Genomic DNA, 20,500 nt, shown 5'->3' with positions numbered 1-20,500 from the left:
GGAGCAGGACATGAATTTCCACGAAGTCAGATTTCCCGCCAGCCTGAGTTTCGGCTCGGTTGGCGGACCCGAACGGCGCACGGATATCGTGACGCTGGCCAACGGGTTCGAAGAACGCAACACGCCTTGGGCGCATTCGCGACGGCGCTATGACGCCGGTTTGGGGATGCGGTCGCTGGACGACATCCAGACGTTGATCGCCTTTTTCGAAGCGCGTCAGGGGCAGATGTACGGGTTCCGCTGGAAGGACTGGTCGGACTACAAGTCCTGCGCCGCCACTGCCGAGGCCGACAAGGGCGACCAGGTGATCGGGCAAGGCGACGGGGTCACGACCGCGTTCCAACTGGTCAAGACCTATGCCTCAGGCGGGGTCAGCTATGTCAGGCCCATCGTCAAGCTGGTGCTAGGCACGGTCAAGGTTGGGCTGGAGCAGGATGAGGCACGAGAAGGCGTCGATTTCGAGGTGGACCTCAATCGCGGTCTGGTCCAATTCGCGGTCCCGCCAGCCGAGGGGGTCGAGGTGACAGCCGGGTTCGAGTTCGACGTGCCGGTGCGGTTTGACACCGACAGGATCCAGGTCAGCGTGGCCAGCTTTCAGGCAGGCGACGTACCCAATGTTCCGGTGGTTGAGGTGCGGGTCTGATGAGTGGCGACAAGCAGGCATTGCTGACCCATCTTCAGTCCGGCATGACTACGGTCTGCCGCTGTTGGGCGATCACCCGAACCGATGGCGTGTCCTTCGGGTTCACCGACCATGACCGCGGACTGGCCTTTGACGGGCTGGTGTTCAAGGCAAGCACCGGTCTCACGGCCTCGGCCATCGAACAGGCGACGGGCCTGTCGATTGACAACTCCGAGGCCATGGGGGCGCTGTCTGATGCGGCCGTGCGCGACGAGGATATCGAAGACGGCCGCTTTGACGGTGCCGATGTCCGAGCATGGCTGGTCAACTGGGCCGCGCCGGAACAGCGCATGTTGCAGTTCCGTGGCTCAATCGGCGAGCTGCGCCGCGCAGGGGGCGCGTTTCACGCCGAATTGCGCGGGCTGACCGATCTGCTGAACCGACCCTTGGGGCGGATCTACCAAAAACCCTGTACGGCCGTTTTGGGTGACAAAGCCTGCGGCTTCGACAGGTTGACGCCCGGCTACTGGGCCGAGGCCGAGATTGCCGAGATCGACGAGGGTCCGATCCTCAGACTGCAGGGGGCGGAGGCGTTTGAGGACGGCTGGTTTGAACGCGGCCGCGTCGATGTGCTGACCGGCCGCTCTCAGGGTCTTTGGGCTTCGGTGAAGACGGACCGGAGCATCAAGATCGGGCGGGAATTGCACCTTTGGACTGCCTTGGGCTCGGGACTGGTCGTCGGTGACCGTGTGCGGGTGCTGGCGGGCTGCGACAAGCGGATGGACACCTGTCGTTTGAAATTCAACAACATCATAAATTTCCAGGGTTTGCCGGATCTGCCGAGCGAAGACTGGGTGATGGCCGTGCCGAAACAGGGCAACGCGAACAATGGAGGCAGCAGACGGTGATGGTGACGGCGCAGGATATCGTGGACGAAGCGCGAGGCTGGCTGGGAACGCCCTATGTGCATCAGGCCTCGGTCAAGGGAGCGGGAACCGATTGCTTGGGATTGCTGCGCGGCGTCTGGCGATCCGTCATCGGCCACGAGCCCGAGGCGGTGCCTACCTACAGCATGAACTGGTCTGAACCGCAGGGTGAAGAGCGCATGTGGGCGGCTGCGCGGCGCAATCTGGTCGAACGTCCGCGCAACTTACTGGCCCCTGGATGCGTGCTGCTGTTTCGGATGCGCGATGCCGGTGTGGCCAAACACCTTGGTATCGTGAGTGAAGCGGGCGCCGTGCCACGCTTTATCCATGCCTATTCCGGACATGGCGTTGTCGAGAACACTCTGAGCGACCCCTGGCGCCGCCGGGTGGTCGCCTGCTTTGAATTTCCTTTGGAGGGCAACTGATGGCGACGATAGTTTTATCTGCGGCGGGGGCCGCGCTGGGCGGGTCCATCGGTGGAACCGTTGCCGGGCTGTCAACGGCCATCGTGGGGCGGGCAGTCGGCGCGACGCTCGGGCGGGTTATCGACCAGCGATTGATGAGCCAGTCGGTCATGGGTGCCGGAAGCGAGGTGGTCGAGTCCGGCCGGCTGGACCGGTTCAGACTTACGGAAACAGGCGAGGGCGCGCCGCTGTCCACCGTGTTCGGCCGAATGCGGGTCGGTGGGCAGGTGATCTGGGCGTCGGATTTCCTTGAGACCCGCAAAACCACGACGTCTACGCAGTCTGCTGGCGGCAAAGGAACCCCTAAACCCGCCGAAGTCACCACGACCACCAATAGCTACAGCTATTCGATATCACTGGCGATTGCTGTCGGCGTCGGAGAGATCGCGGACATCGCGCGGATATGGGTCGATGGGGAAGAGCTTGAGCGCAACAGCCTGAACATGCGGGTTTATACCGGTAGCCAGGATCAGCTGCCGGATCCACTGATCGAAACGATCGAAGGTGCCGGAACGGTTCCGGCCTATCGCGGCACTGCGTATGTGGTGATCGAAGACCTGCCGCTGGCGCAATTTGGCAATCGCGTTCCCCAGTTCTCCTTCGAGGTTGTTCGGCCTGACCAGAAATCCGCACCAGACTACGAATCCGAATTGCAACGGATTGTCCGGGCCGTGGCCCTGATGCCTGGCACCGGGGAATACACGCTGGCCAGCACGCAGGTAAACTATTCCAAAGGGTCGGGCCAAAGCTGGGCCGCCAACGTCAATTCGCCCTCGGGCGAGCCCGATCTGGTGGCCTCGATGCGTACCCTGAACAAAGAACTTCCGGGCTGCAAGGCTGCGTCGCTTGTGGTCTCTTGGTTCGGAGATGACTTGCGTTGCGGCGCTTGCAGCGTTCGACCCAAGGTGATCCGCGACGACGTGGACGGCGTCAACATGCCGTGGAAAGTCTCTGGGCTGAAGCGCAAATCGGCCCAGGTCGTGCAACAGGTGGACGGGCGACCGATCTATGGCGGTACCCCGGCCGATGCGTCGGTGGTTCAGGCCATTCAACACCTCAAGGGCTCCGGCAGCCGGGTGATGTTTTATCCTTTCATCCTGATGGATCAGATGCAGGGTAATGGTCTTCCAGACCCATGGTCGGATGCCGGCGATCAGCCGCATCTGCCGTGGCGCGGCCGGATCACGCTGGACGTGGCTCCGGGGCGTCCCGGGTCCTTGGACGGAACCGCAGGTGCGGACGCTCAGGTGGCAAGCTTTTTTGGTGCAGCCCAAGCCTCGGATTTCATCATCGGTAATGGCAGCGTTACCTATACCGGCCCGGAAGAATGGAGCATGCGCCGTTTCATTCTTCACTACGCGGCGTTGTGCAAGGCCGCAGGCGGGGTCGAGGCGTTCTGCATCGGCTCGGAAATGCGTGGCCTTACCCAGATACGCGGCGCGTCCGGGTTCGCGGCCGTCGCTCAGTTGAAGGCACTGGCGGCGGAAGCGCGGCAGATACTGGGGCCAGTCACCAAGATAGGCTACGCCGCGGATTGGACAGAGTATTTCGGGTACCAGCCTGCCGACGGCAGCGGTGACCGATACTTCCATCTGGACCCACTGTGGGCAGACGAAAACATCGATTTCGTCGGGATCGACAACTACATGCCGGTCTCGGACTGGCGGGATGGCGACGATCATCGTGATGCGATGGATGGTGCCCGTTCAATCTACGACCTGGATTATTTGCGCGGCAACATCGAAGGCGGTGAAGGATACGACTGGTACTATCCAACGCCCGAGGAACAGGACGCGCAGATAAGGTATCCGATCGAGGATGGCGAACATGCAGAGCCATGGGTGTGGCGATACAAAGACATCCGCAACTGGTGGTCGAACTTGCACCACGAACGGATCGGAGGAGTGCGCAAAGCTGACCCGACCGATTGGGTTCCGGGATCAAAGCCGATCTGGTTCACGGAATTGGGCTGTGCGGCCATAGACAAGGGAACGAACCAGCCCAACAAGTTTTTGGATCCGAAATCCTCGGAATCCGATCTGCCTAAATACTCGAACGGTCAACGCGACGATTTCATTCAGGTTCAGTATTTGAAGGCAGTTCTTGGATATTGGACCGATCCGCAGATCAACCCAGTTTCGGACATCTACGATGGTCCGATGGTGGACGTTTCGAACGCCTATGTATGGGCGTGGGACGCGAGACCTTTCCCGACATTCCCGAACCTGCGTTCACAGTGGAGCGACGGCGAAAACTACGCCCGTGGTCATTGGTTGAACGGACGTTCTGGTGCCAGGACACTGGCCTCGGTGGTGGCCGAGATTTGTCAGGCTGCCGGCGTCTCCGATTTTGATGTGTCTGCGCTGGACGGAGTTGTCCGTGGATACGTGATCGAAGATGTTTCGGACGCGCGGGCGGCCCTTCAGCCACTGATGCTGCGCTACGGATTTGATGCGATCGAGCGAGACGGTGTTCTGACATTCCGCATGAGGGCCGGGCGCCGGGCATTCGATCTGTCGCTGGATCAGGTCGCGGAAAGCCCCGAGGTCGATGGCAGGGTCCAGTACCAGCGCGAAGCCGAGGCCGAAATGGCCGGCCGCGTGCGTCTGCGTTTTGTTCAGTCGGATGCGGACCATGATGTGGTAGCGGAGGAGGCCGTGCTGCCCGATGATCGGACCCATTCTGTAGCCGTGAACGAAATGCCTCTGTCGATGACCCGCTCCGAAGGACGGCAGACGGTCGAACGCTGGCTGGCCGAGGCCCGCGTCGCGCGCAATACCGCTCGCTTTGCGCTGCCGCCGTCGCAGATGAATCTGGGCGCCGGCGACATTGTTCGACTTCCATCCTGGAATGGGGGAGCCGGTGCGCTGTATCGCATAGACAGGTTGGAACAGGCTGACATCCAGCTGGCAGATGCCGTGCGGATCGAGCCCGGGGTCTATTCGCCGTCCGATATGGCGGATGATGGGTTTGTCTCTCAACCCTTTGTGGCCCCAGTCCCGGTTCTTCCGATTTTTCTGGATCTGCCACTCATTACCGGCGCCGAAGAGCCGCACGCGCCTTATCTGGCCGTCACGGCCGATCCCTGGCAAGGCAGCGTCGCCGTCTATTCTTCGGACGCCGACGAGGGCTACGCGTTGCGCGATCTGGTGACTGGTCAGGCTGTGATCGGGTTCACCGAATCCGCCTTGCCGTCCGCGAGCGCAGGGGTATGGGATGAAGGTGCGCCGCTGCGCGTGCGCATTGTCGATGGCGTCTTGCAGTCGCGGTCGCGTGACTCGCTTCTGACCGGCGCCAACTTGGCGGCGATCGGAGACGGCACGCGCGGAAATTGGGAAGTGTTTCAATTCGCGGATGCCGCCCTGCAGGAACCCGGTGTTTATGCCCTGTCTGGCCGCCTGCGCGGTCAATTGGGTACGGACGCAATCATGCCCGAAATCTGGCCGGAGGGTTCCGTGTTCGTGTTGCTCGACGAGAGGGTTCTTCAGACCAGCCTGCTGCGGACCGAACGCCGAATTGCGCGGCACTACCGGATCGGGCCCGCAACTCGCGGATACGACGACGATTCTTATGTCCATAAGGTCGAGGCCTTTGATGGAAACGGTCTGCGACCCTACGCTCCAGTTCATCTGAAGGTCGAAAGACACGGGGGCGATGACCTGTTCACTTGGGTGCGCCGAACCCGGATCGACGGCGACGATTGGGACGTGCTGGATGTGCCGCTGGGCGAGGAGTCCGAGACCTATTTGATCCGGATTCGGTCAGGTGGCGCACTTGTTCGGGAAGAGATCACCATGACGCCAAGTTGGATCTATTCCGCGGTAACAAAGTCTTCGGACGGTGTCGTGGGCCCCTACGAGGTCGAGGTGGCGCATGTTTCGGCCAGCTACGGGCCGGGCGCGGCCGCGCGGCTGAGTGTGGGGTAGAGGGACCATGCGCCCTGTTTTGCACGGCGATGTCAGTTCTGCGGCGCGGGTTTTGCTGACCGTGCCGCAAGCCCAGCGTGAGCGGCTGTGCGCGCGCATGATCGCCGAGGCCGAGTTGGCTGACCGTCACGTAACCGCGACGGGTCGTTTGCATCCTGTTTACGGGAACGGAGCATTGATGGCAGCGGCACGCAGCCGCCCGCTGGCAGATGAGCCGAGCTTTAGCGACACCGAGTATTGCCGGTGTTTCGAGGCGGTACTGCGCCAACTTATCCGGTTTCAACTCAACCGGCCGCGCAGCTGACGCACTTGCTGGCGGCCGGGTCCAGGTCCAGCCGCCTGCGCGGAATGTCGTCACCGCAATCCTCGCAATACCCGAATTCGCCCTCGGCTATCCGGTCGAGGGCGGCTCTCAGCCGTCGGGCTTCGAGATCTCGTCGCGTTTGTTGCGCCTTGGCCATGGCCTGATTCTGCAGCGCATCCATTCGGCTGAGCCGCCCGACTGCCTGCTGGTCAAGCTCGACCACGGATTGAGCGTCCTGACCGGCGAGGGAATTGCGTTCCAATTCCTCCAGCCGGGACAGGATAAGCGTTTCAAATTCCCTGAGTTCGGACCGGTTCATTTTCTGTTGTGTTGCACATCAAGGGTTTGCGTTTGGCCTTTTTGGGCCTAGATGGCTATTCTAGGCGCAGCAGAGGATCAAAAGCCATGTTTGAAACGCGCACCCAAGTAACGTCAGTTGACCCCGTCTGGGACCGGATTACGGCCGAAGCACAGGCCGCCGTCGAAAAAGAGCCTTTGATGGGCGGACTGGTGCATGCCTGTATCCTGCACCACAAGTCTCTGGAACGTGCGTTGTCCTACAGGATCTCGGCCAAGCTGTGCTCGAACGAGATGTCGATGATGGTTCTCCGTGAAATCGTCGAAGAGGCCTATGCCGATGACAAGGCGCTGATGAATGCCGCCCGCGCGGACCTGATGGCCGTGTACGAGCGCGACCCGGCCTGCCATCGTCTGCTACAGCCAATCCTGTATTTCAAAGGCTACCAGGCCATGCAGGCCTATCGCGTGGCTCACTGGCTGTGGCAGAAGGGCCGGCACGATCTGGCCTATTTCTTCCAGATGCGCAGTTCGGAAATCTTCGGGATCGACATCCACCCCGCCGCGAAGATCGGCAAGGGCATCATGATCGATCACGCGCATTCCATCGTGATTGGCGAAACTGCGGTTGTGGGTGACAACGTCTCGATGCTGCATTCGGTGACCCTGGGCGGGACCGGCAAGGAAGAAGAGGATCGTCATCCCAAAATCGAGGATGGCGTTCTGATCGGGGCCGGGGCCAAGGTTCTTGGCAACATCCGCGTGGGTCATTGCAGCCGCATCGCCGCCGGTTCGGTGGTGCTGCAGGATGTGCCCCCCTGCAAGACCGTGGCCGGCATCCCCGCCAAGATCGTGGGTGAGGCGGGATGCGACCAGCCCTCGATCTCTATGGATCACATGCTGGGCAAGGATCAGTAAGCCTGTTCTCAGGCGCGACAAAAGCCGCCTCGGGGTCCGAGGCGGCTTTTTTTGATTTTTGTGACGTGGATCAGGCCAGCATGACCATGGGGTTTTCCAGGTTGTCCACGATGGCCTGCAGGAGCTGTGCTCCAAGCGCGCCGTCGATCACCCGGTGATCGACCGACATGGTAACCGACATCACGGTCGCCACGGTCAGCTCGCCGTCCTCGCCCACGACCGGCTTCTTGGCGCCGGTGCCGACGGCCAGAATGCCCGCATGCGGCGGGTTCACGATGGCGTCGAAATTGTCGATGCCATACATGCCCAGGTTCGAGATCGCGAAGGTGCCGCCCTGGTATTCATGCGGGGCCAGCTTGCGCTCGCGCGCACGCGCGGCCAGGTCCTTCATCTCGGTCGAAAGGGCCGACAAAGATTTGGTGTCGGCGTCCTGCAGGACCGGGGTGAACAGGCCGCCTTCGATCGCTACGGCCACGGCCACGTCCGAAGGTTTCAACTGCAGAACCCGGTCGCCCGCCCATACGGCGTTGCACTCGGGCACCTGCTGCAGCGCGTTGGCGACGGCCTTGATTATGAAGTCGTTGACGCTCAGCTTCACGCCGCGGGCTTCCAACTGCTTGTTCAGCTGGCTGCGGAATTTCAGCAGCGCGTCCAGCTTGATGTCGCGGCGCAGGTAGAAATGCGGGATGGTCTGCTTGGCCTCGGCCAGACGGGCGGCGATGGTCTTGCGCATGCCGTCCAGCTTGACCTCTTCGTACTCGCGGCCTTCGTACATGCGGGCCACCATGTCGGCCGAGGGGCCTGCAGGAGCAGCAGCAGGGGCGGGCGCCGCGCTTGCCGAAGCAGCCGGTGCCGCTGTCGGAGCGGTTGCGCCTTCGACATCCGCTTTGACTATGCGGCCATGCGGGCCCGAGCCCTTGATCTGCGCCAGGTCCAGACCCTTTTGGGCGGCAATGCGACGGGCCAGCGGCGAGGCAAAGATGCGTCCGCCATCGGCTTTGACCGGGGCCGCCGGTGCCGGGGCAGGGGCGGGCGCCTCGGATGCCGCAGGGGCGGCAGCCTCGTTGCCCGCGTCGGCTGCGGGCGCAGCCTCGGGTGCCTTGGTCGGGGCTTCGGCGATGTCATCGGCGCTTTCGCCTTCTTCCAGCAGCACGGCGATGGGGGTGTTCACCTTGACCCCCTCGGTGCCTTCATGAACCAGGATCTTGCCGACGACGCCTTCGTCGACAGCTTCGAACTCCATCGTGGCCTTGTCGGTCTCGATCTCGGCCAGCAGGTCGCCGGAGGAGACGGTGTCGCCTTCCTTGACCAGCCATTTGGCAAGCGTGCCTTCCTCCATGGTCGGCGAAAGGGCGGGCATCAGGATTTCGGTGGGCATCTGTCAGTCGCTCCTTACCGATAGGTCACTTGTTTGACGGCTGCGATCACCTCGTCGGTGGTCACCAGCGCCAGTTTTTCCAGATTCGCGGCATAGGGCATGGGCACGTCCTTGCCGGTCAGCGTGATGACGGGCGCGTCGAGATAGTCGAACGCTTCCTGCATGACCACGGAACTGATGTAGCTGCCGACGGAACCTTGCGGCCAGCCTTCCTCGACGGTGACCAGACGGTTGGTTTTCATCACCGAGTTGATGATCGCACCGGTGTCCATCGGGCGGATGGTGCGCAGGTCGATCACCTCGGCGCTGATGCCATCCTCAGCCAGCTTGTCGGCGGCTTCCAATGCGTATTGCATACCGATCCCAAAGCTGACGATGGTCACATCGGTGCCTTCGCGCCAGATGCGGGCCTTGCCCAGCGGCACGGTCAGCTCATCGACCTGCGGCACATCGAACGACCGACCATAAAGGATTTCGTTTTCCAGGAACACGACCGGGTTGGGATCGCGGATCGCCGATTTCAGCAGACCTTTGGCATCGGCTGCCGAATAAGGCATCACCACCTTAAGGCCCGGGATCTGCATGTACCAGGCGGCATAGTCCTGAGAGTGCTGGGCCGCCACGCGCGCGGCGGCGCCGTTGGGGCCGCGGAACACGATCGGACAGCCCATCTGACCGCCGGACATATAAAGCGTTTTGGCAGCCGAGTTGATGATCTGGTCGATCGCCTGCATGGCGAAGTTAAAAGTCATGAACTCGACGATCGGCTTCAGGCCGCCAAAGGCGGAACCCACGGCAATGCCGGTAAAGCCATGCTCGGTGATCGGCGTGTCGATCACACGTTTTGCGCCGAATTCGTCCAGCAGGCCCTGGCTCACCTTGTAGGCGCCTTGGTATTCACCGACTTCTTCGCCCATCAGGTAGACGTCTTCGTCCGAGCGCATTTCCTCGGCCATCGCGTCGCGCAGAGCCTCGCGGACCGTCATCGATTTCATCTCGGCATCTGCTGGCCAGTCCGGCGACAGGTCCACGGTTGGCACGGCCGGTGCAGCAGGGGCAGAAGCGGGGGCCTCAACCGCCGCCGGGGCGGCTTCGGCCTCCGCTGCGGCTGCGGGGGCAGCCGCGGTCACGGCCGAGGCGTCTTCGCCCTCTTCGACCAGGATCGCGATCGGCGTGTTAACCTTCACGCCTTCGGTGCCCTCGGCAATCAGGATTTTGCCGACGATGCCTTCATCGACGGCTTCGAACTCCATCGTGGCCTTGTCGGTTTCGATCTCGGCCAGAATGTCGCCAGAGCTTACGGTGTCGCCTTCCTTGACCAGCCACTTGGCCAGTGTGCCTTCCTCCATGGTCGGCGAAAGGGCGGGCATGAGAATTTCGGTTGCCATGTCTTATTCGTCCTCTCAGGCGTAAATGTCGGTCCAGAGCTCGTCCAGCGACGGCTCGGGGCTTTCCTTGGCGAACTCGGCGGCCTGGTTGACGACCTCCTTGATTTCCTTGTCGATCGCCTTCAGGTCATCCTCGGTGGCGTGCTTGCCGGTCAGCAGCAGCTCGCGCACGTGTTCGATCGGGTCGCTCTGCTCGCGCACCTTCTGCACCTCTTCGCGGGTGCGGTACTTGGCGGGATCCGACATCGAGTGGCCGCGGTAACGGTAGGTCTTGACCTCGAGGATGTAAGGGCCCTTCCCAGCCCGGCAGTGCGCCACGGCCTTTTCGCCGGCCTCTTTCACTGCCAGCACGTCCATTCCGTTGACGATTTCGCCAGGGATGCCGAACGCCTCACCGCGGTGATAGATGTCCTTGGTCGAGGTTGAGCGCGATTGCGCCGTGCCCATCGCGTACTGGTTGTTCTCGATCACGAAGACCACCGGCAATTGCCAAATGGCCGCCATGTTGAAGGTTTCATAGACTTGACCCTGGTTCGCTGCACCGTCACCGAAATAGGTAAAGGTCACGCGGCCGTTGTCTTTGTACTTGTCTGCAAAGGCAAGGCCCGCACCCAGCGGAACCTGTGCGCCGACGATTCCATGGCCACCGTAGAAATGCTTTTCTTTTGAGAACATGTGCATCGAGCCGCCCTTGCCCTTGGACAAGCCGCCTTCGCGTCCGGTCAATTCAGCCATGACGCCGCCCGGATCCATGCCGCAGGCCAGCATATGGCCGTGGTCGCGGTAGGAGGTGATGCGCTTGTCGCCATCCTCGGCCGCAGCTTCGAGCCCCACAACGACGGCTTCCTGACCGATGTAAAGGTGGCAAAAACCGCCGATCAGACCCATGCCGTATAGTTGACCTGCCTTTTCCTCGAATCGGCGGATCAACAGCATCTCGCGGTAGTAGGTTTTGAGTTCTTCCGCAGAAACATTTGGTTTCTTTGTGGTTTTTCGCGCAGCCATCGTGGCGACCTCTCCCTTCCGGCAAGATAGTTTAGCGTTAAACTATTTCATAAAGCATTTCGCGCTTTCTGGCGAGCGGAAATGTGACGCAGCGTCCTGGACGGGGTGGAGTATCTGTTTCTACCCGAAATCCGGCAGGTTTTCGCCTTTCAGATAGGCAGTTAACAGACCGAGCCAAGGGCGAAGTCCATGCTCGCTACCCTCACAATGGGATCGGTGTGGTCAATCGGTATCTGTCCGATATTGCGGAGGGCTGCAGCAGCATTTGCGTTGAGAGAAATCCCTGGGACAAGGCTGTCTCAGCGTTCTATTTCTAGATGCATCAACGCGGAACACAGATCAACGACGCAAATGCACTGTTCCTGAGTTTTTGCCGGACTCGCTTGGATTTCTTCTCTGACTTCCATCTTCATTCTGAGGGCGGGGAGATCGCGGTTGATCGGGTGTTGCGATACGAAAGCCTGGACAGCGATTTGGCGCAGGTGCTGGATGACTTCGGACTTGGCGATGTCAGTCTCGGCGACAAGCGTTTGAATTCCGGCATTCGAAAATCAAAGCAGTTCGATGTCTTCTACGGTGAAAACTGGGACGGCGAAGCCGTGGACCTGGTGGCTGACCTGTTCCGACGGGAAATCGACGCTTTCGGGTATCAGTTGCCAACTACAGAGGAAGCCGGGGCGGTCGGGCAAACAGCTAGTTAACGGATGACGATTTCATCAGCCCGGATCATTCCCAAAACGGTTCGGGCCTGTTGATCCAGCAGGTCGAGATCCAGGTAGGTGTCTGAAAGGCGCCGGGTCAGGTTTTCCATCCGAGCGATGTCGGCGTTCAGCGCCGCAAGGTCGCGTGACAGAGCGTCCCGTTCCGCTGAAATCTCGATCCGTCGGAACAGGCCGTAGTCGCCCTGAACGGCAGCAAAGGTGAAATAGACACCCAGCATGAAGGCCACCGAGAAGAATGCGACTGCGCCCAGACCGGGCCGATTGGAACGGGACACTCTGTTGACCGCCGTATGAATACTGCCTCAAAAACGTGCCCTTTGTGGGCATCTGTCGGCACTATGTCACAGGTGATTCGGGTTGTGAATCCCCCGATTCGCACTTTTTGCAATTCGACGAAAAAAGTGATGCTCGAAGAGCCATGACCACGTAGGTATCCGCTCAACGCAAAGCGGACAGTTCCTGATTTCGATTCAGGGTCTGTTCTTCCATGCAAGACCAATAGAACATTTGCGCGGCACTGCCATAGTTTTTCAGTTCGGGGTCACAAGTTGCATCCCTTCGTTTCAACCAAGCGCGCTGTTCGTTCAACAAAGCCTCGCCGTTTCCGCGCTTATCCGCCGCTGATTTGACCTCTCTCCAGAGGCGGTTCAGTTCTTTATCAGCGATTTCCCATTTCTCTTTGGCACAGAAAGTGGCGTCGATCTGAGTTTGCCCGGCGCAATGGGACTGCGCGCTAGAAACACTGGGCAAGAGGATAACAGCAAACGTGGCAACGGCTTTCATGGCCCATCTCCCGGTCTGTGAGAGAATACCACGAATGCCGATCGCCAACTAGAATGGGGTTATTGGGCCAGCGCTGCCACACCGGGCAGGGTTTTGCCTTCCATCCATTCCAGGAACGCACCGCCGGCCGTCGAGATGTAGGTGAAGTCCTGCGCGGCGCCCGAGGCGTTGAGGGCTGCAACCGTATCGCCGCCACCGGCGACCGAAACCAGTTTGCCCGCCCGCGTCAGTTCTGCGGCTTTCAATGCAGCGGTATTTGTCGCCGCGTCGAAGGGTTCCAGTTCGAATGCCCCCAATGGGCCGTTCCAGATCAGAGTCTTGCTCTGTTCGAAGATGGTGCAGATTGCGGCGACGCTGTCCGGCCCGGCGTCCAGGATCATCGAATCTGCGGGGCACTTGTTCGCTGGGACGACCTTGTGTGGGGCGTGTGCTTCGAATTTCTCGGCAACGACAACATCGCTGGGCAGGACGATCCGGCAGCCTGCCTTGTCTGCTTTTGACATGATTTCGGCTGCAGTATCGGTCATCGCGTGCTCGGCCAACGATTTGCCAACGTCCAGCCCTTTGGCCAACAGAAAGGTGTTGGCCATGCCGCCGCCGATGATCAGGTTGTCGACCTTCTCGATCAGGTTGCCCAGTAGATCCAGCTTGGTTGATACCTTGGCCCCACCGACCACGGCGGTCACCGGACGCTGAGGATTGCCCAGAGCGGCTTCGAGTGCGCTGAGCTCTGCCTGCATCAGGCGCCCGGCGCAGGAGGGCAAAAGGCGCGCCAGTGCCTCGGTCGAACTGTGCGCCCGATGAGCCGCCGAGAAAGCGTCGTTGCAGTAGATGTCTCCCATCTTGGCCATACCTTCGGCCAAGGTCATGCTGTTCTGGGTCTCCTCGGCGTGAAAGCGGGTGTTCTCCAGCAGCAAGACCTCGCCGTCACCTTGGTTTGCCGCGGCGATTTCAGCCTCGTATCCGACGCAATCCTCTCCGAAGCGGACCTTGGTTCCAAAGGCGGCTTCCAGCGCGGGCACCAGCTGTTTCAGCGACAGGTTCTGCCGACGCTCACCGCCGGGCCGGCCGAAATGGGCCAGCAGGATGGGTTTGCCGCCAGCGGCCAGAATGTCGCGCACCGTGGGCACGATCCGCTGGATCCGCGTGTCATCGGTCACGGCGCCATCCAGAACCGGGACGTTGATGTCTACGCGCACAAGAACGCGTTTGCCCTGCAAATCCATGTCGTCCAGAGTTTTCCAGCCCATCGTGTCATCCTCGCCGTTGTCACCACGCGTAAGCGGTTCTTTTCCTGCATTTTGCCCTCAGGTCAATGCGTCACTTGGCTTTCGCGCGTCCGGCGCATAGGTATTTGCGCAAATCAATTCCACAGGAGGGCCCCATGGCCGAGATCAAGGATCCCGAAAACACCATCATCATCGAGCTGAAGGACGGTAACGTCGTCATCGAACTGCTGCCGGACGTGGCGCCTCAGCACAGCGAGCGCATGAAGGAACTCGCGCGCGCGGGCGAGTATGACAACGTGGCCTTTCACCGGGTGATCGACGGCTTCATGGCCCAGACCGGCGACGTGCAGCACGGCGACATGGAAGACGGCTTCAACATCCGCATGGCAGGCACCGGCGGGTCGTCCTTGCCGAACCTTCCAGCCGAGTTTTCCAAGCTGCCGCATGACCGGGGCACCCTGGGTGCCGCTCGTTCGGCCAACCCGAACTCGGCCAACTCGCAGTTCTTCATCAACTTCAAGGACAACCATTTCCTGAACGGCCAATACACCGTCTATGGCCGCGTGATCGAGGGGATGGAGCATGTCGACGCCATCACCCGCGGCGAGCCGCCCGCGAACCCCGACCGCATGATCAGCGTCAAGGTGGCCGCCGATGTATAAGCTGGCCACCGTTTTTACCTTGTTGGCCAGCCCCGCGCTGGCCGCGGGCCTGCAGATCGAAGTCGAGGGCGAGGCCAACGGCACGATCACCATCGACCTGTTCGAAGACGTCGCGCCCAAGCATGTCGAGCAGATCACCGCTCTGGCCGCCGAAGGCAAGTATGACGGGGTGGTGTTCCACCGTGTGATCGAGGGGTTCATGGCACAGACCGGGGACGTGGAATACGGTAAACTGGGCAGCGACATGCGTCGCGCCGGTACCGGCGGTTCAAGCCGTCCGGACCTGCCTGCCGAGTTTTCCGAAGTTCCGTACGAGCGCGGCATTGTCGGAATGGCTCGCGCCAGCAATCCGAACAGCGCAAATTCGCAGTTCTTCATCATGTTCGAACCGGCCCCGACCCTGAATGGCCAGTACACGGTGGTGGGCAAGGTGACCGACGGCATGGACGTTGTTGATGCGATCAAACGCGGCACAGGCCCGAACGGCGCGGTGGTCGGCCAACCGGACGTCATGACCAAGGTGACCGTCACCGAATGATCCCTAGACCCGGCGCGGATTGCGCGCCGGGTTGTCCGCGCACGGCGCTTCACGTCCCTGTGTAAGGGGCTTGGCCCGGCCGCACGGCTGACGCACGATGGCAGGTAGCCAAAGGTGCCTCATGCGATGCCGTCTGTTTGCCCTTCTGCTGTTCTGCGCAACCGCGGTGTCCGCGGACCCGAACCTGTGGCGCGACGAATGGCCCAAAACCGATTTTGCGGTCACCTCGATCGGTGACTGGTCTGAAGTCCGGTCCGGCGGACCGCCGAAAGACGGCATCCCGGCCATCGACAAGCCCGAGTTTGTCCCAGCTACGGCGGAAACCGGGCTGGGGCTGACCGAGGCCGTGATCACGGTGGAACTGCCCGGTACGCGCCCGCGCGCCTATCCCCTGCGTTACCTGATCTGGCATGAAATCGTGAATGATCGGATCGGTAACCGTCCAGTCGCGGTTACCTATTGTCCACTGTGCAATTCGGGGCTGGTTTTTGATCGGCGTATCCCGGGACGGGTTCTCAGTTTCGGCGTGTCCGGCAAGCTGCGAAATTCGGACATGATCATGTATGACCGCGAAACCGAAAGCTGGTGGCAGCAAGCCACCGGCGAGGCGATCGTGGGCCAGTTGACCGGTGCTCAGTTGACAGCGCTGCCAGCGTGGATGGAAGGGTGGGATCAGTTCCGCAAGCGCAATCCCGACGGTCTGGTGATGGCCGAGCCGAATTTTGCGCGGGACTACGGGCGCAACCCTTATCGCGGGTATGACAGCGCGCGCAGACCGTTCCTGTATGACGGCGCGCTGCCTCCGCATGGTATTCAACCGCTCGAACGGGTGGTGCGTGTCGGTGAGCGGGCCTGGCCTCTGACGCGATTGCGTGCGGCTGGGCGATTGTTAGAAGCAGGCGTTGTCATCGTTTGGTCGGCGGGGCAGGCTTCGGCTCTGGACGCCGGGCGCGTCGACAAGGGACGCGACATAGGATCGATCCGCGTCACGGATGGTGCCGGACGGGATGTCGTGCATGATGTGATGTTCGCGTTTGCCTTCCACGCCTTCTGGCCCGACGGTATCTGGATGACAGGGCGCTGACCCGCGCGCCGCGCGATCAATTCACCTGTCTGGCAACGCTCCGGGTCCAGCCGCTCAGGCCGCGTCGGATGCGGGCCAGAAGACCGTATTCGTTCACGTGCTTTTTGTAGGCTCGGTAGGACGGCGCGCGTGACAGGCAGCGCTCTTCGTGCCAGGCCCGTGCGAAATAGATCAGGTTCACACCCAGCAGGGCCAGACAGTTGGCCAGGCCTGCCCAAAAGTCGACCGCGATGAACGGGATCGAAATCATCCACCAGGTGATGTTCTTGCTGATGTAGGACGGGTGTTTGCTGATGTTGTAGGGAAAGTCGCAGGCCAGCCCGCGATAGGTCAGGTTCGAGAACCGCAGACCCATGCGCGCGGCGGTCAGGCAATAGACCGCCAGGAAGAACAGGATGGTGCCGCCCCACAATCCGTAGAGGACAGGGTAGTCCCACAGCCAGACACCCCAGGCGAAGCCATCCTCGACATAGTTGAAATAGCTGCGCGACAGCAGTTGCCAGAACGGGGCATAGCAGATCACGCAGACCAGCCATCCGCTCACCGTCGTTTCGGTCCAGCGGATATGAGAGGTCAGAAGCCGGGTGGCGGTGGCATAGCCGATGGTGACGATCGTCAGGTCCAGAAAGAAGGCAAAGCGGTAGAGATATGCGTAGATCTGCTGAAAGTCCTGCGCGTCCCACAGCGAACGGGTCTGCAGAAAGCTCCAGTCATAAACCAGATAGCAGAACATCAGTGGCAAAAAGAACCCTTTGACGCCCAGCCCAAGAAGGAAGGATTTCAACTCGCGGGCCCCGGTGGATTGGCGACCGAAAGACAAAACCACACGTCCCAGATGCCACATGCCGTCGCGAGGATGTCGCATCGAGAAATGAACCGCCGTGACAACGGAAAGGACAATCGCAAGGATCAGCGGCCAGTAGTCGCCGAACAGCGAAAAGAACGGCTGATACCATTCATCCCGGTAGAGGTCGGCGGTGGAGTAGAACAGCGCAAGCAGCGCAAGACTGGTCGCCAGACCAATGAGTTTGATCCAGAAATCAGCCAGATACGCCGGGTTTTTGAAGTTTTCCGGTTTGTAGACCAAGCCGCTGCCCGGCTTGCGATGGATTCGCGCTATGAAAATCTCGGATAGGGCCAGAATGGAAAAGATCGTCAGAGCGAACAGAACAGTCTGATCCCGATCGGAGATCGCGCCGAGGTCTGGCCAGAAATTATGAACCAGCGGAATACTGGCCATCGCAATCCATGCGGTGGATGCGGGAATTGCGGAAGCAGGGCGCCGGAACTTTGGCCAGGAAATCATGATCAGGTCTTTCACAGAGTTCTGCGAATTCTGGCGGTTCGTTCCGGAAATTCAACCACCCTGACCCGACCGGTCGAATTCTTGCCGCGGGTGTGGCCCACGCAACCGGAAAACAGGGTCACCTCCCGGCGTGGGCCGGGAGGGGTTTTGCATTAGTAGGACGAGTTCCTATTCGTCCGAGGCCATCATCTTCCAGATCGCGGCCCCCAAAGCGCCACCGATCAGCGGGGCGACCCAGAACAGCCACAGCTGCGCCAAAGCGGGGCCATCGGCAAACAGCGCCACCCCGGTCGAGCGGGCCGGGTTCACCGACGTATTGGTGACCGGGATCGAAATCAGGTGGATCAGCGTCAGCCCAAGACCGATGGCAATGGGCGCGAACCCGGCTGGAGCCTTTTCGGATGTCGCGCCCAGAATGATGATAAGGAAGAAGGCGGTCAAAACGATCTCGATCACCAGCGCCGACATCATCGAATACCCTTCGGGCGAGGCCTCGCCATACCCGTTCGAGGCAAAGCTGCCAACGCCTTCGAAGCCGGGTGCGCCGCTGACGATCACGTACAGAACGGCTGCGGCCAGTATCGCTCCAAGCACCTGCGCAGCCCAGTAGGGCAGCAGATCCTTGGACGGGAAACGCCCACCGATCATCAGCCCGAGGCTGACGGCGGGGTTGAAGTGACCACCCGATATGTGGCCGACCGCAAAGGCCATGGTCAGGACCGTCAGGCCGAAGGCGAACGACACGCCCAGCCATCCGATGCCCACATCGGCGACCCCGGCAGCCAGCACCGCGCTGCCACAACCGCCGAGAACCAGCCAGAACGTGCCGAAGAATTCGGCCATCAGTTTTGCTCGCATGATAAAACCTCCCAATTTCAACGAGGTGAAGTTTAATTCAAAAAACACCTTTTGTGAAAATGTATCGCGCGTGCAGGGCTTTGCGGCCCTGATAGGGGTCCGGATTGTTGCCTGATGGGCATAGAAAAACGCCGCGGACAGTGGCCGCGGCGTTCTTGGAATTCGGTACTCGGAGCGGTTTACTGGCTGACTTCAGCCGCCGGATTGGCTCCGGTTTTGCCGCTGCGTCCCGGGTTCAGCGGATCGTCCTGACGCTGAACCGAGCCTTCGAAATGCGCGCCGCTTTCGATGGCGATTGTCTTGTGGATGATGTCGCCCTCAACCCGGGCGGTCGAGGTCAGACGTACTTTCAAACCTCGTACACGACCCACGATGCGGCCGTTCACAACCACGTCGTCCGCGGTCACTTCGCCTTTGATGGTCGCGGTTTCGCCGATAGTCAGCAGATGCGCGCGGATGTCGCCTTCGACGGTTCCTTCGACCTGGATGTCACCGGTGGTCTTGATGTTGCCGGTGATATGCAGGTCCGACGACAGAACCGATGCCGGCGGCTTGGGCTTGGGCGCGGTGCTTGCGGCCTTCTGTTCGGTCGGGGCAGGGGTCGCCTGAGGCGCCGGGGCTGCCGGCTTGGCCGTTTCGGATGCCTTGGGTGCGGGCTCGTTGATTTTGCTTTTAGAAAACATTGTTCGCAGCCTTGATGAAGTCCATTGGGTTTACAGGTTTTCCGTTCACGCGCACCTCGTAGTGCAGATGCGTTCCGGTCGACCGTCCGGAATTACCCATATCAGCAATGTGATCCCCGCGCGAGACCCTTTGGCCGACCTTCACGCGGATCTTCGAGTTATGGGCATAAAGTGTCTCAACCCCGAAGGCGTGCTTTATCTTGATCAGACGGCCATAGCCGGATTGCCAGCCCGCATGGGTCACGACACCGTCGGCGGTGGCGAAGATATCCGTGCCTGTCGGAGCCGCAAAGTCGGTGCCCTTGTGCATCCGGCGCCCGCCGGTTTTGGGGTCGCGGCGATAACCATATCCGCTGGTGAACCGGAACGCCGATTTGACCGGTGTGGCAAACGGGGCCTTTTCGGCCGCTATGCGATACAGATTCAGCTGGTCCATCTGCTGCAGAAGCTGATTTGCGCGCACCTCATCTGCCGAAAGCTCTTCGCCGCGGGTGCTGAAGGAAATCGGCGTCAGCGGGCCGCCCATGCCGCTGTAGCCGCGCCGCACTTCGTCAAGCATCCGGTCGGTGGGCATTCCGGCCTCGCGGAACATCTTGTCCAGCGGTTCAACCGAGATCACCATGGCTTCTTCCAACTGGCGGAAGATCTCGTCATTGCGTTCCTGCATCAGCAGGATTTCCAGCTCAAGCTCATCGCGCTGGTCCAGTGCCGCCTGTGCATCAGTTGCGATCTGGTCCCGCTGCTGTGCTGTCCGGGTCAGGGCGTCGGCCATGAATTCGATCTGTGCCGGAGCGGCAGAGGCGAACATCGCAACCGATGCGCCATCGGATTTCTCCTGAAGCTCGGCGAGCTGCGCCCGGGCTTCCTCACGCTGCTTCATGGTCGACCGCAGGGTGGTCTGAATGACCTCGATGCCGGTTTCCAGCTCGCGTCGACGGTTTTCGGATTCCAGAAGTTCCGACTGCATCGCCGAGATCTGCTGAAGCGCCGAGTTGAACCGGGCGTGTGCGGCCAGTGCTTCCTGGGCCCGCACGTCGCGTTCCTGCGACAGGATGTTCAGCCGTTCCTGATAGGTCGCCTGATCGCGCTTGGCCTGTTCACGGAAGTTGCCCGACCCGATGCTGTCCATCAGCAGGATCGCCGTGGCGACCGCCGTCCAGCCGACCATGATCGAAACGCCAAGCGCTGCCACGATCTGCGTCTCCGAGCTGAGCCGGATGAAGCGTGTGTCATTGTCGGATTTCAGGAAGACCCGGCGTTCCGGGAAGTGCCGTTCGAGCAGTGAGTGTAGTTTGATTGCCAGACGGGTTCTCACGCGCCTTACCTCTCATCCCCAATGTCGGGACCGGTCGTGAGTGGATCGCCGCCCCTTGGGCCGATTGCTTAAAGGGCCGGTCCCGGTTGGGC

The 20,500-nt window shown here is 61.0% G+C and carries 21 protein-coding genes; 10 read left to right on the top strand and 11 right to left on the bottom strand.

Annotation, left to right across the window (positions count from 1 at the left end; all coding sequences use genetic code 11):
• Positions 1 to 10 precede the first annotated feature (10 nt).
• From ACR3EK_RS09440 to ACR3EK_RS09420, 5 genes are read left to right on the top strand one after another with little or no spacing between them, the layout of a single operon-like run.
• Complete coding sequence (locus ACR3EK_RS09440) at positions 11 to 643, top strand: phage distal tail protein, Rcc01695 family (protein ID WP_480633242.1); 633 nt, start codon at positions 11 to 13, stop codon at positions 641 to 643.
• On the top strand, positions 643 to 1,530 hold the full coding sequence (locus ACR3EK_RS09435; protein ID WP_480633241.1) for a DUF2163 domain-containing protein: 888 nt from the start codon (positions 643 to 645) through the stop codon (positions 1,528 to 1,530). The genes ACR3EK_RS09440 and ACR3EK_RS09435 overlap by 1 nt, the downstream gene beginning before the upstream one ends.
• Positions 1,530 to 1,973 (top strand): C40 family peptidase, encoded by a 444-nt coding sequence (locus ACR3EK_RS09430; RefSeq protein ID WP_480633240.1) that lies wholly within the window; start codon positions 1,530 to 1,532, stop codon positions 1,971 to 1,973. Before ACR3EK_RS09435 ends, ACR3EK_RS09430 begins: the two co-directional genes overlap by 1 nt.
• A complete protein-coding gene (locus tag ACR3EK_RS09425; RefSeq protein ID WP_480633239.1) occupies positions 1,973 to 5,938 on the top strand; it encodes a baseplate multidomain protein megatron in 3,966 nt (1,321 codons plus the stop codon). The genes ACR3EK_RS09430 and ACR3EK_RS09425 overlap by 1 nt, the downstream gene beginning before the upstream one ends.
• 7 nt (positions 5,939 to 5,945) lie before the next feature.
• Positions 5,946 to 6,242 carry a DUF7742 family protein gene (locus tag ACR3EK_RS09420; protein WP_170368632.1) on the top strand — a complete coding sequence of 99 codons (297 nt, stop codon included), beginning with the start codon at positions 5,946 to 5,948 and terminating at the stop codon, positions 6,240 to 6,242.
• Here ACR3EK_RS09420 and ACR3EK_RS09415 read toward each other — a convergent pair.
• Positions 6,223 to 6,561: a TraR/DksA family transcriptional regulator gene (locus ACR3EK_RS09415; protein ID WP_480633238.1), complete on the bottom strand. Its 339-nt coding sequence runs from the start codon at positions 6,559 to 6,561 to the stop codon at positions 6,223 to 6,225. The two genes, ACR3EK_RS09420 and ACR3EK_RS09415, sit on opposite strands and share 20 nt — an antisense overlap.
• Positions 6,562 to 6,647: 86 nt before the next feature.
• On the opposite strand from ACR3EK_RS09415, the gene cysE reads away from it, so the two are divergent.
• On the top strand, positions 6,648 to 7,457 hold the full coding sequence (gene cysE / locus ACR3EK_RS09410; RefSeq protein ID WP_093962389.1) for a serine O-acetyltransferase: 810 nt from the start codon (positions 6,648 to 6,650) through the stop codon (positions 7,455 to 7,457).
• Between the two features lie 70 nt (positions 7,458 to 7,527).
• Here cysE and ACR3EK_RS09405 read toward each other — a convergent pair whose 3' ends face one another.
• The 3 genes from ACR3EK_RS09405 to pdhA are packed head-to-tail and all read right to left on the bottom strand — an operon-like array spanning position 7,528 to position 11,228.
• Positions 7,528 to 8,835, bottom strand: a complete 1,308-nt coding sequence (locus ACR3EK_RS09405; protein ID WP_480633237.1) for a pyruvate dehydrogenase complex dihydrolipoamide acetyltransferase — start codon at positions 8,833 to 8,835, stop codon at positions 7,528 to 7,530.
• 14 nt (positions 8,836 to 8,849) lie between these two features.
• On the bottom strand, positions 8,850 to 10,223 hold the full coding sequence (locus ACR3EK_RS09400; protein ID WP_480633236.1) for a pyruvate dehydrogenase complex E1 component subunit beta: 1,374 nt from the start codon (positions 10,221 to 10,223) through the stop codon (positions 8,850 to 8,852).
• 15 nt (positions 10,224 to 10,238) lie between these two features.
• Positions 10,239 to 11,228, bottom strand: coding sequence for a pyruvate dehydrogenase (acetyl-transferring) E1 component subunit alpha (gene pdhA / locus ACR3EK_RS09395; RefSeq protein WP_093962386.1), 990 nt, complete (start codon positions 11,226 to 11,228; stop codon positions 10,239 to 10,241).
• Between the two features lie 317 nt (positions 11,229 to 11,545).
• Between pdhA and ACR3EK_RS09390 the strand changes: the two genes are divergently transcribed.
• Positions 11,546 to 11,929, top strand: coding sequence for a hypothetical protein (locus ACR3EK_RS09390; RefSeq protein WP_480633235.1), 384 nt, complete (start codon positions 11,546 to 11,548; stop codon positions 11,927 to 11,929).
• Here the strand turns inward: ACR3EK_RS09390 and ACR3EK_RS09385 are convergent.
• From ACR3EK_RS09385 to ACR3EK_RS09375, 3 genes are all read right to left on the bottom strand, one after another.
• Positions 11,926 to 12,225 (bottom strand): FtsB family cell division protein, encoded by a 300-nt coding sequence (locus tag ACR3EK_RS09385; protein WP_170338112.1) that lies wholly within the window; start codon positions 12,223 to 12,225, stop codon positions 11,926 to 11,928. The two genes, ACR3EK_RS09390 and ACR3EK_RS09385, sit on opposite strands and share 4 nt — an antisense overlap.
• A gap of 163 nt (positions 12,226 to 12,388) precedes the next feature.
• Positions 12,389 to 12,733 (bottom strand): lysozyme inhibitor LprI family protein, encoded by a 345-nt coding sequence (locus ACR3EK_RS09380; protein WP_480633234.1) that lies wholly within the window; start codon positions 12,731 to 12,733, stop codon positions 12,389 to 12,391.
• Positions 12,734 to 12,792: 59 nt separating this feature from the next.
• The gene (locus ACR3EK_RS09375; protein WP_480633233.1) at positions 12,793 to 13,983 is read right to left on the bottom strand and encodes a phosphoglycerate kinase; all 1,191 of its coding nucleotides are present in this window, start codon (positions 13,981 to 13,983) and stop codon (positions 12,793 to 12,795) included.
• A gap of 134 nt (positions 13,984 to 14,117) precedes the next feature.
• Here ACR3EK_RS09375 and ACR3EK_RS09370 point away from each other — a divergent pair, with 134 nt between their 5' ends.
• The 3 genes from ACR3EK_RS09370 to ACR3EK_RS09360 all read left to right on the top strand — a co-directional run bounded on the left by ACR3EK_RS09370 (position 14,118) and on the right by ACR3EK_RS09360 (position 16,246).
• Entirely contained in the window at positions 14,118 to 14,624 is a 507-nt protein-coding gene (locus ACR3EK_RS09370) for a peptidylprolyl isomerase (protein WP_093962382.1), read from the top strand.
• Positions 14,617 to 15,162: a peptidylprolyl isomerase gene (locus ACR3EK_RS09365; RefSeq protein WP_480633232.1), complete on the top strand. Its 546-nt coding sequence runs from the start codon at positions 14,617 to 14,619 to the stop codon at positions 15,160 to 15,162. Before ACR3EK_RS09370 ends, ACR3EK_RS09365 begins: the two co-directional genes overlap by 8 nt.
• 121 nt (positions 15,163 to 15,283) lie before the next feature.
• A complete protein-coding gene (locus ACR3EK_RS09360; protein ID WP_480633231.1) occupies positions 15,284 to 16,246 on the top strand; it encodes a DUF3179 domain-containing protein in 963 nt (320 codons plus the stop codon).
• Positions 16,247 to 16,262: 16 nt separating this feature from the next.
• Here the strand turns inward: ACR3EK_RS09360 and ACR3EK_RS09355 are convergent, their stop codons facing one another.
• The 4 genes from ACR3EK_RS09355 to ACR3EK_RS09340 form a co-directional block, all read right to left on the bottom strand.
• The gene (locus ACR3EK_RS09355) at positions 16,263 to 17,486 is read right to left on the bottom strand and encodes a hypothetical protein (RefSeq protein ID WP_480633230.1); all 1,224 of its coding nucleotides are present in this window, start codon (positions 17,484 to 17,486) and stop codon (positions 16,263 to 16,265) included.
• A gap of 234 nt (positions 17,487 to 17,720) precedes the next feature.
• Entirely contained in the window at positions 17,721 to 18,410 is a 690-nt protein-coding gene (gene aqpZ / locus ACR3EK_RS09350; RefSeq protein ID WP_170338120.1) for an aquaporin Z, read from the bottom strand.
• A gap of 179 nt (positions 18,411 to 18,589) precedes the next feature.
• Positions 18,590 to 19,093: a bactofilin family protein gene (locus tag ACR3EK_RS09345; protein WP_170338122.1), complete on the bottom strand. Its 504-nt coding sequence runs from the start codon at positions 19,091 to 19,093 to the stop codon at positions 18,590 to 18,592.
• Positions 19,083 to 20,408 (bottom strand): DUF5930 domain-containing protein, encoded by a 1,326-nt coding sequence (locus ACR3EK_RS09340; RefSeq protein ID WP_480633229.1) that lies wholly within the window; start codon positions 20,406 to 20,408, stop codon positions 19,083 to 19,085. The genes ACR3EK_RS09345 and ACR3EK_RS09340 overlap by 11 nt, the downstream gene beginning before the upstream one ends.
• Between the last annotated feature and the right edge of the window lie 92 nt (positions 20,409 to 20,500).

Source organism: Ruegeria sp. BC8 (assembly GCF_056535705.1).
Note: the sequence above shows the minus strand (reverse complement) of the source record. Positions and strands in the feature narration are given on the sequence as shown.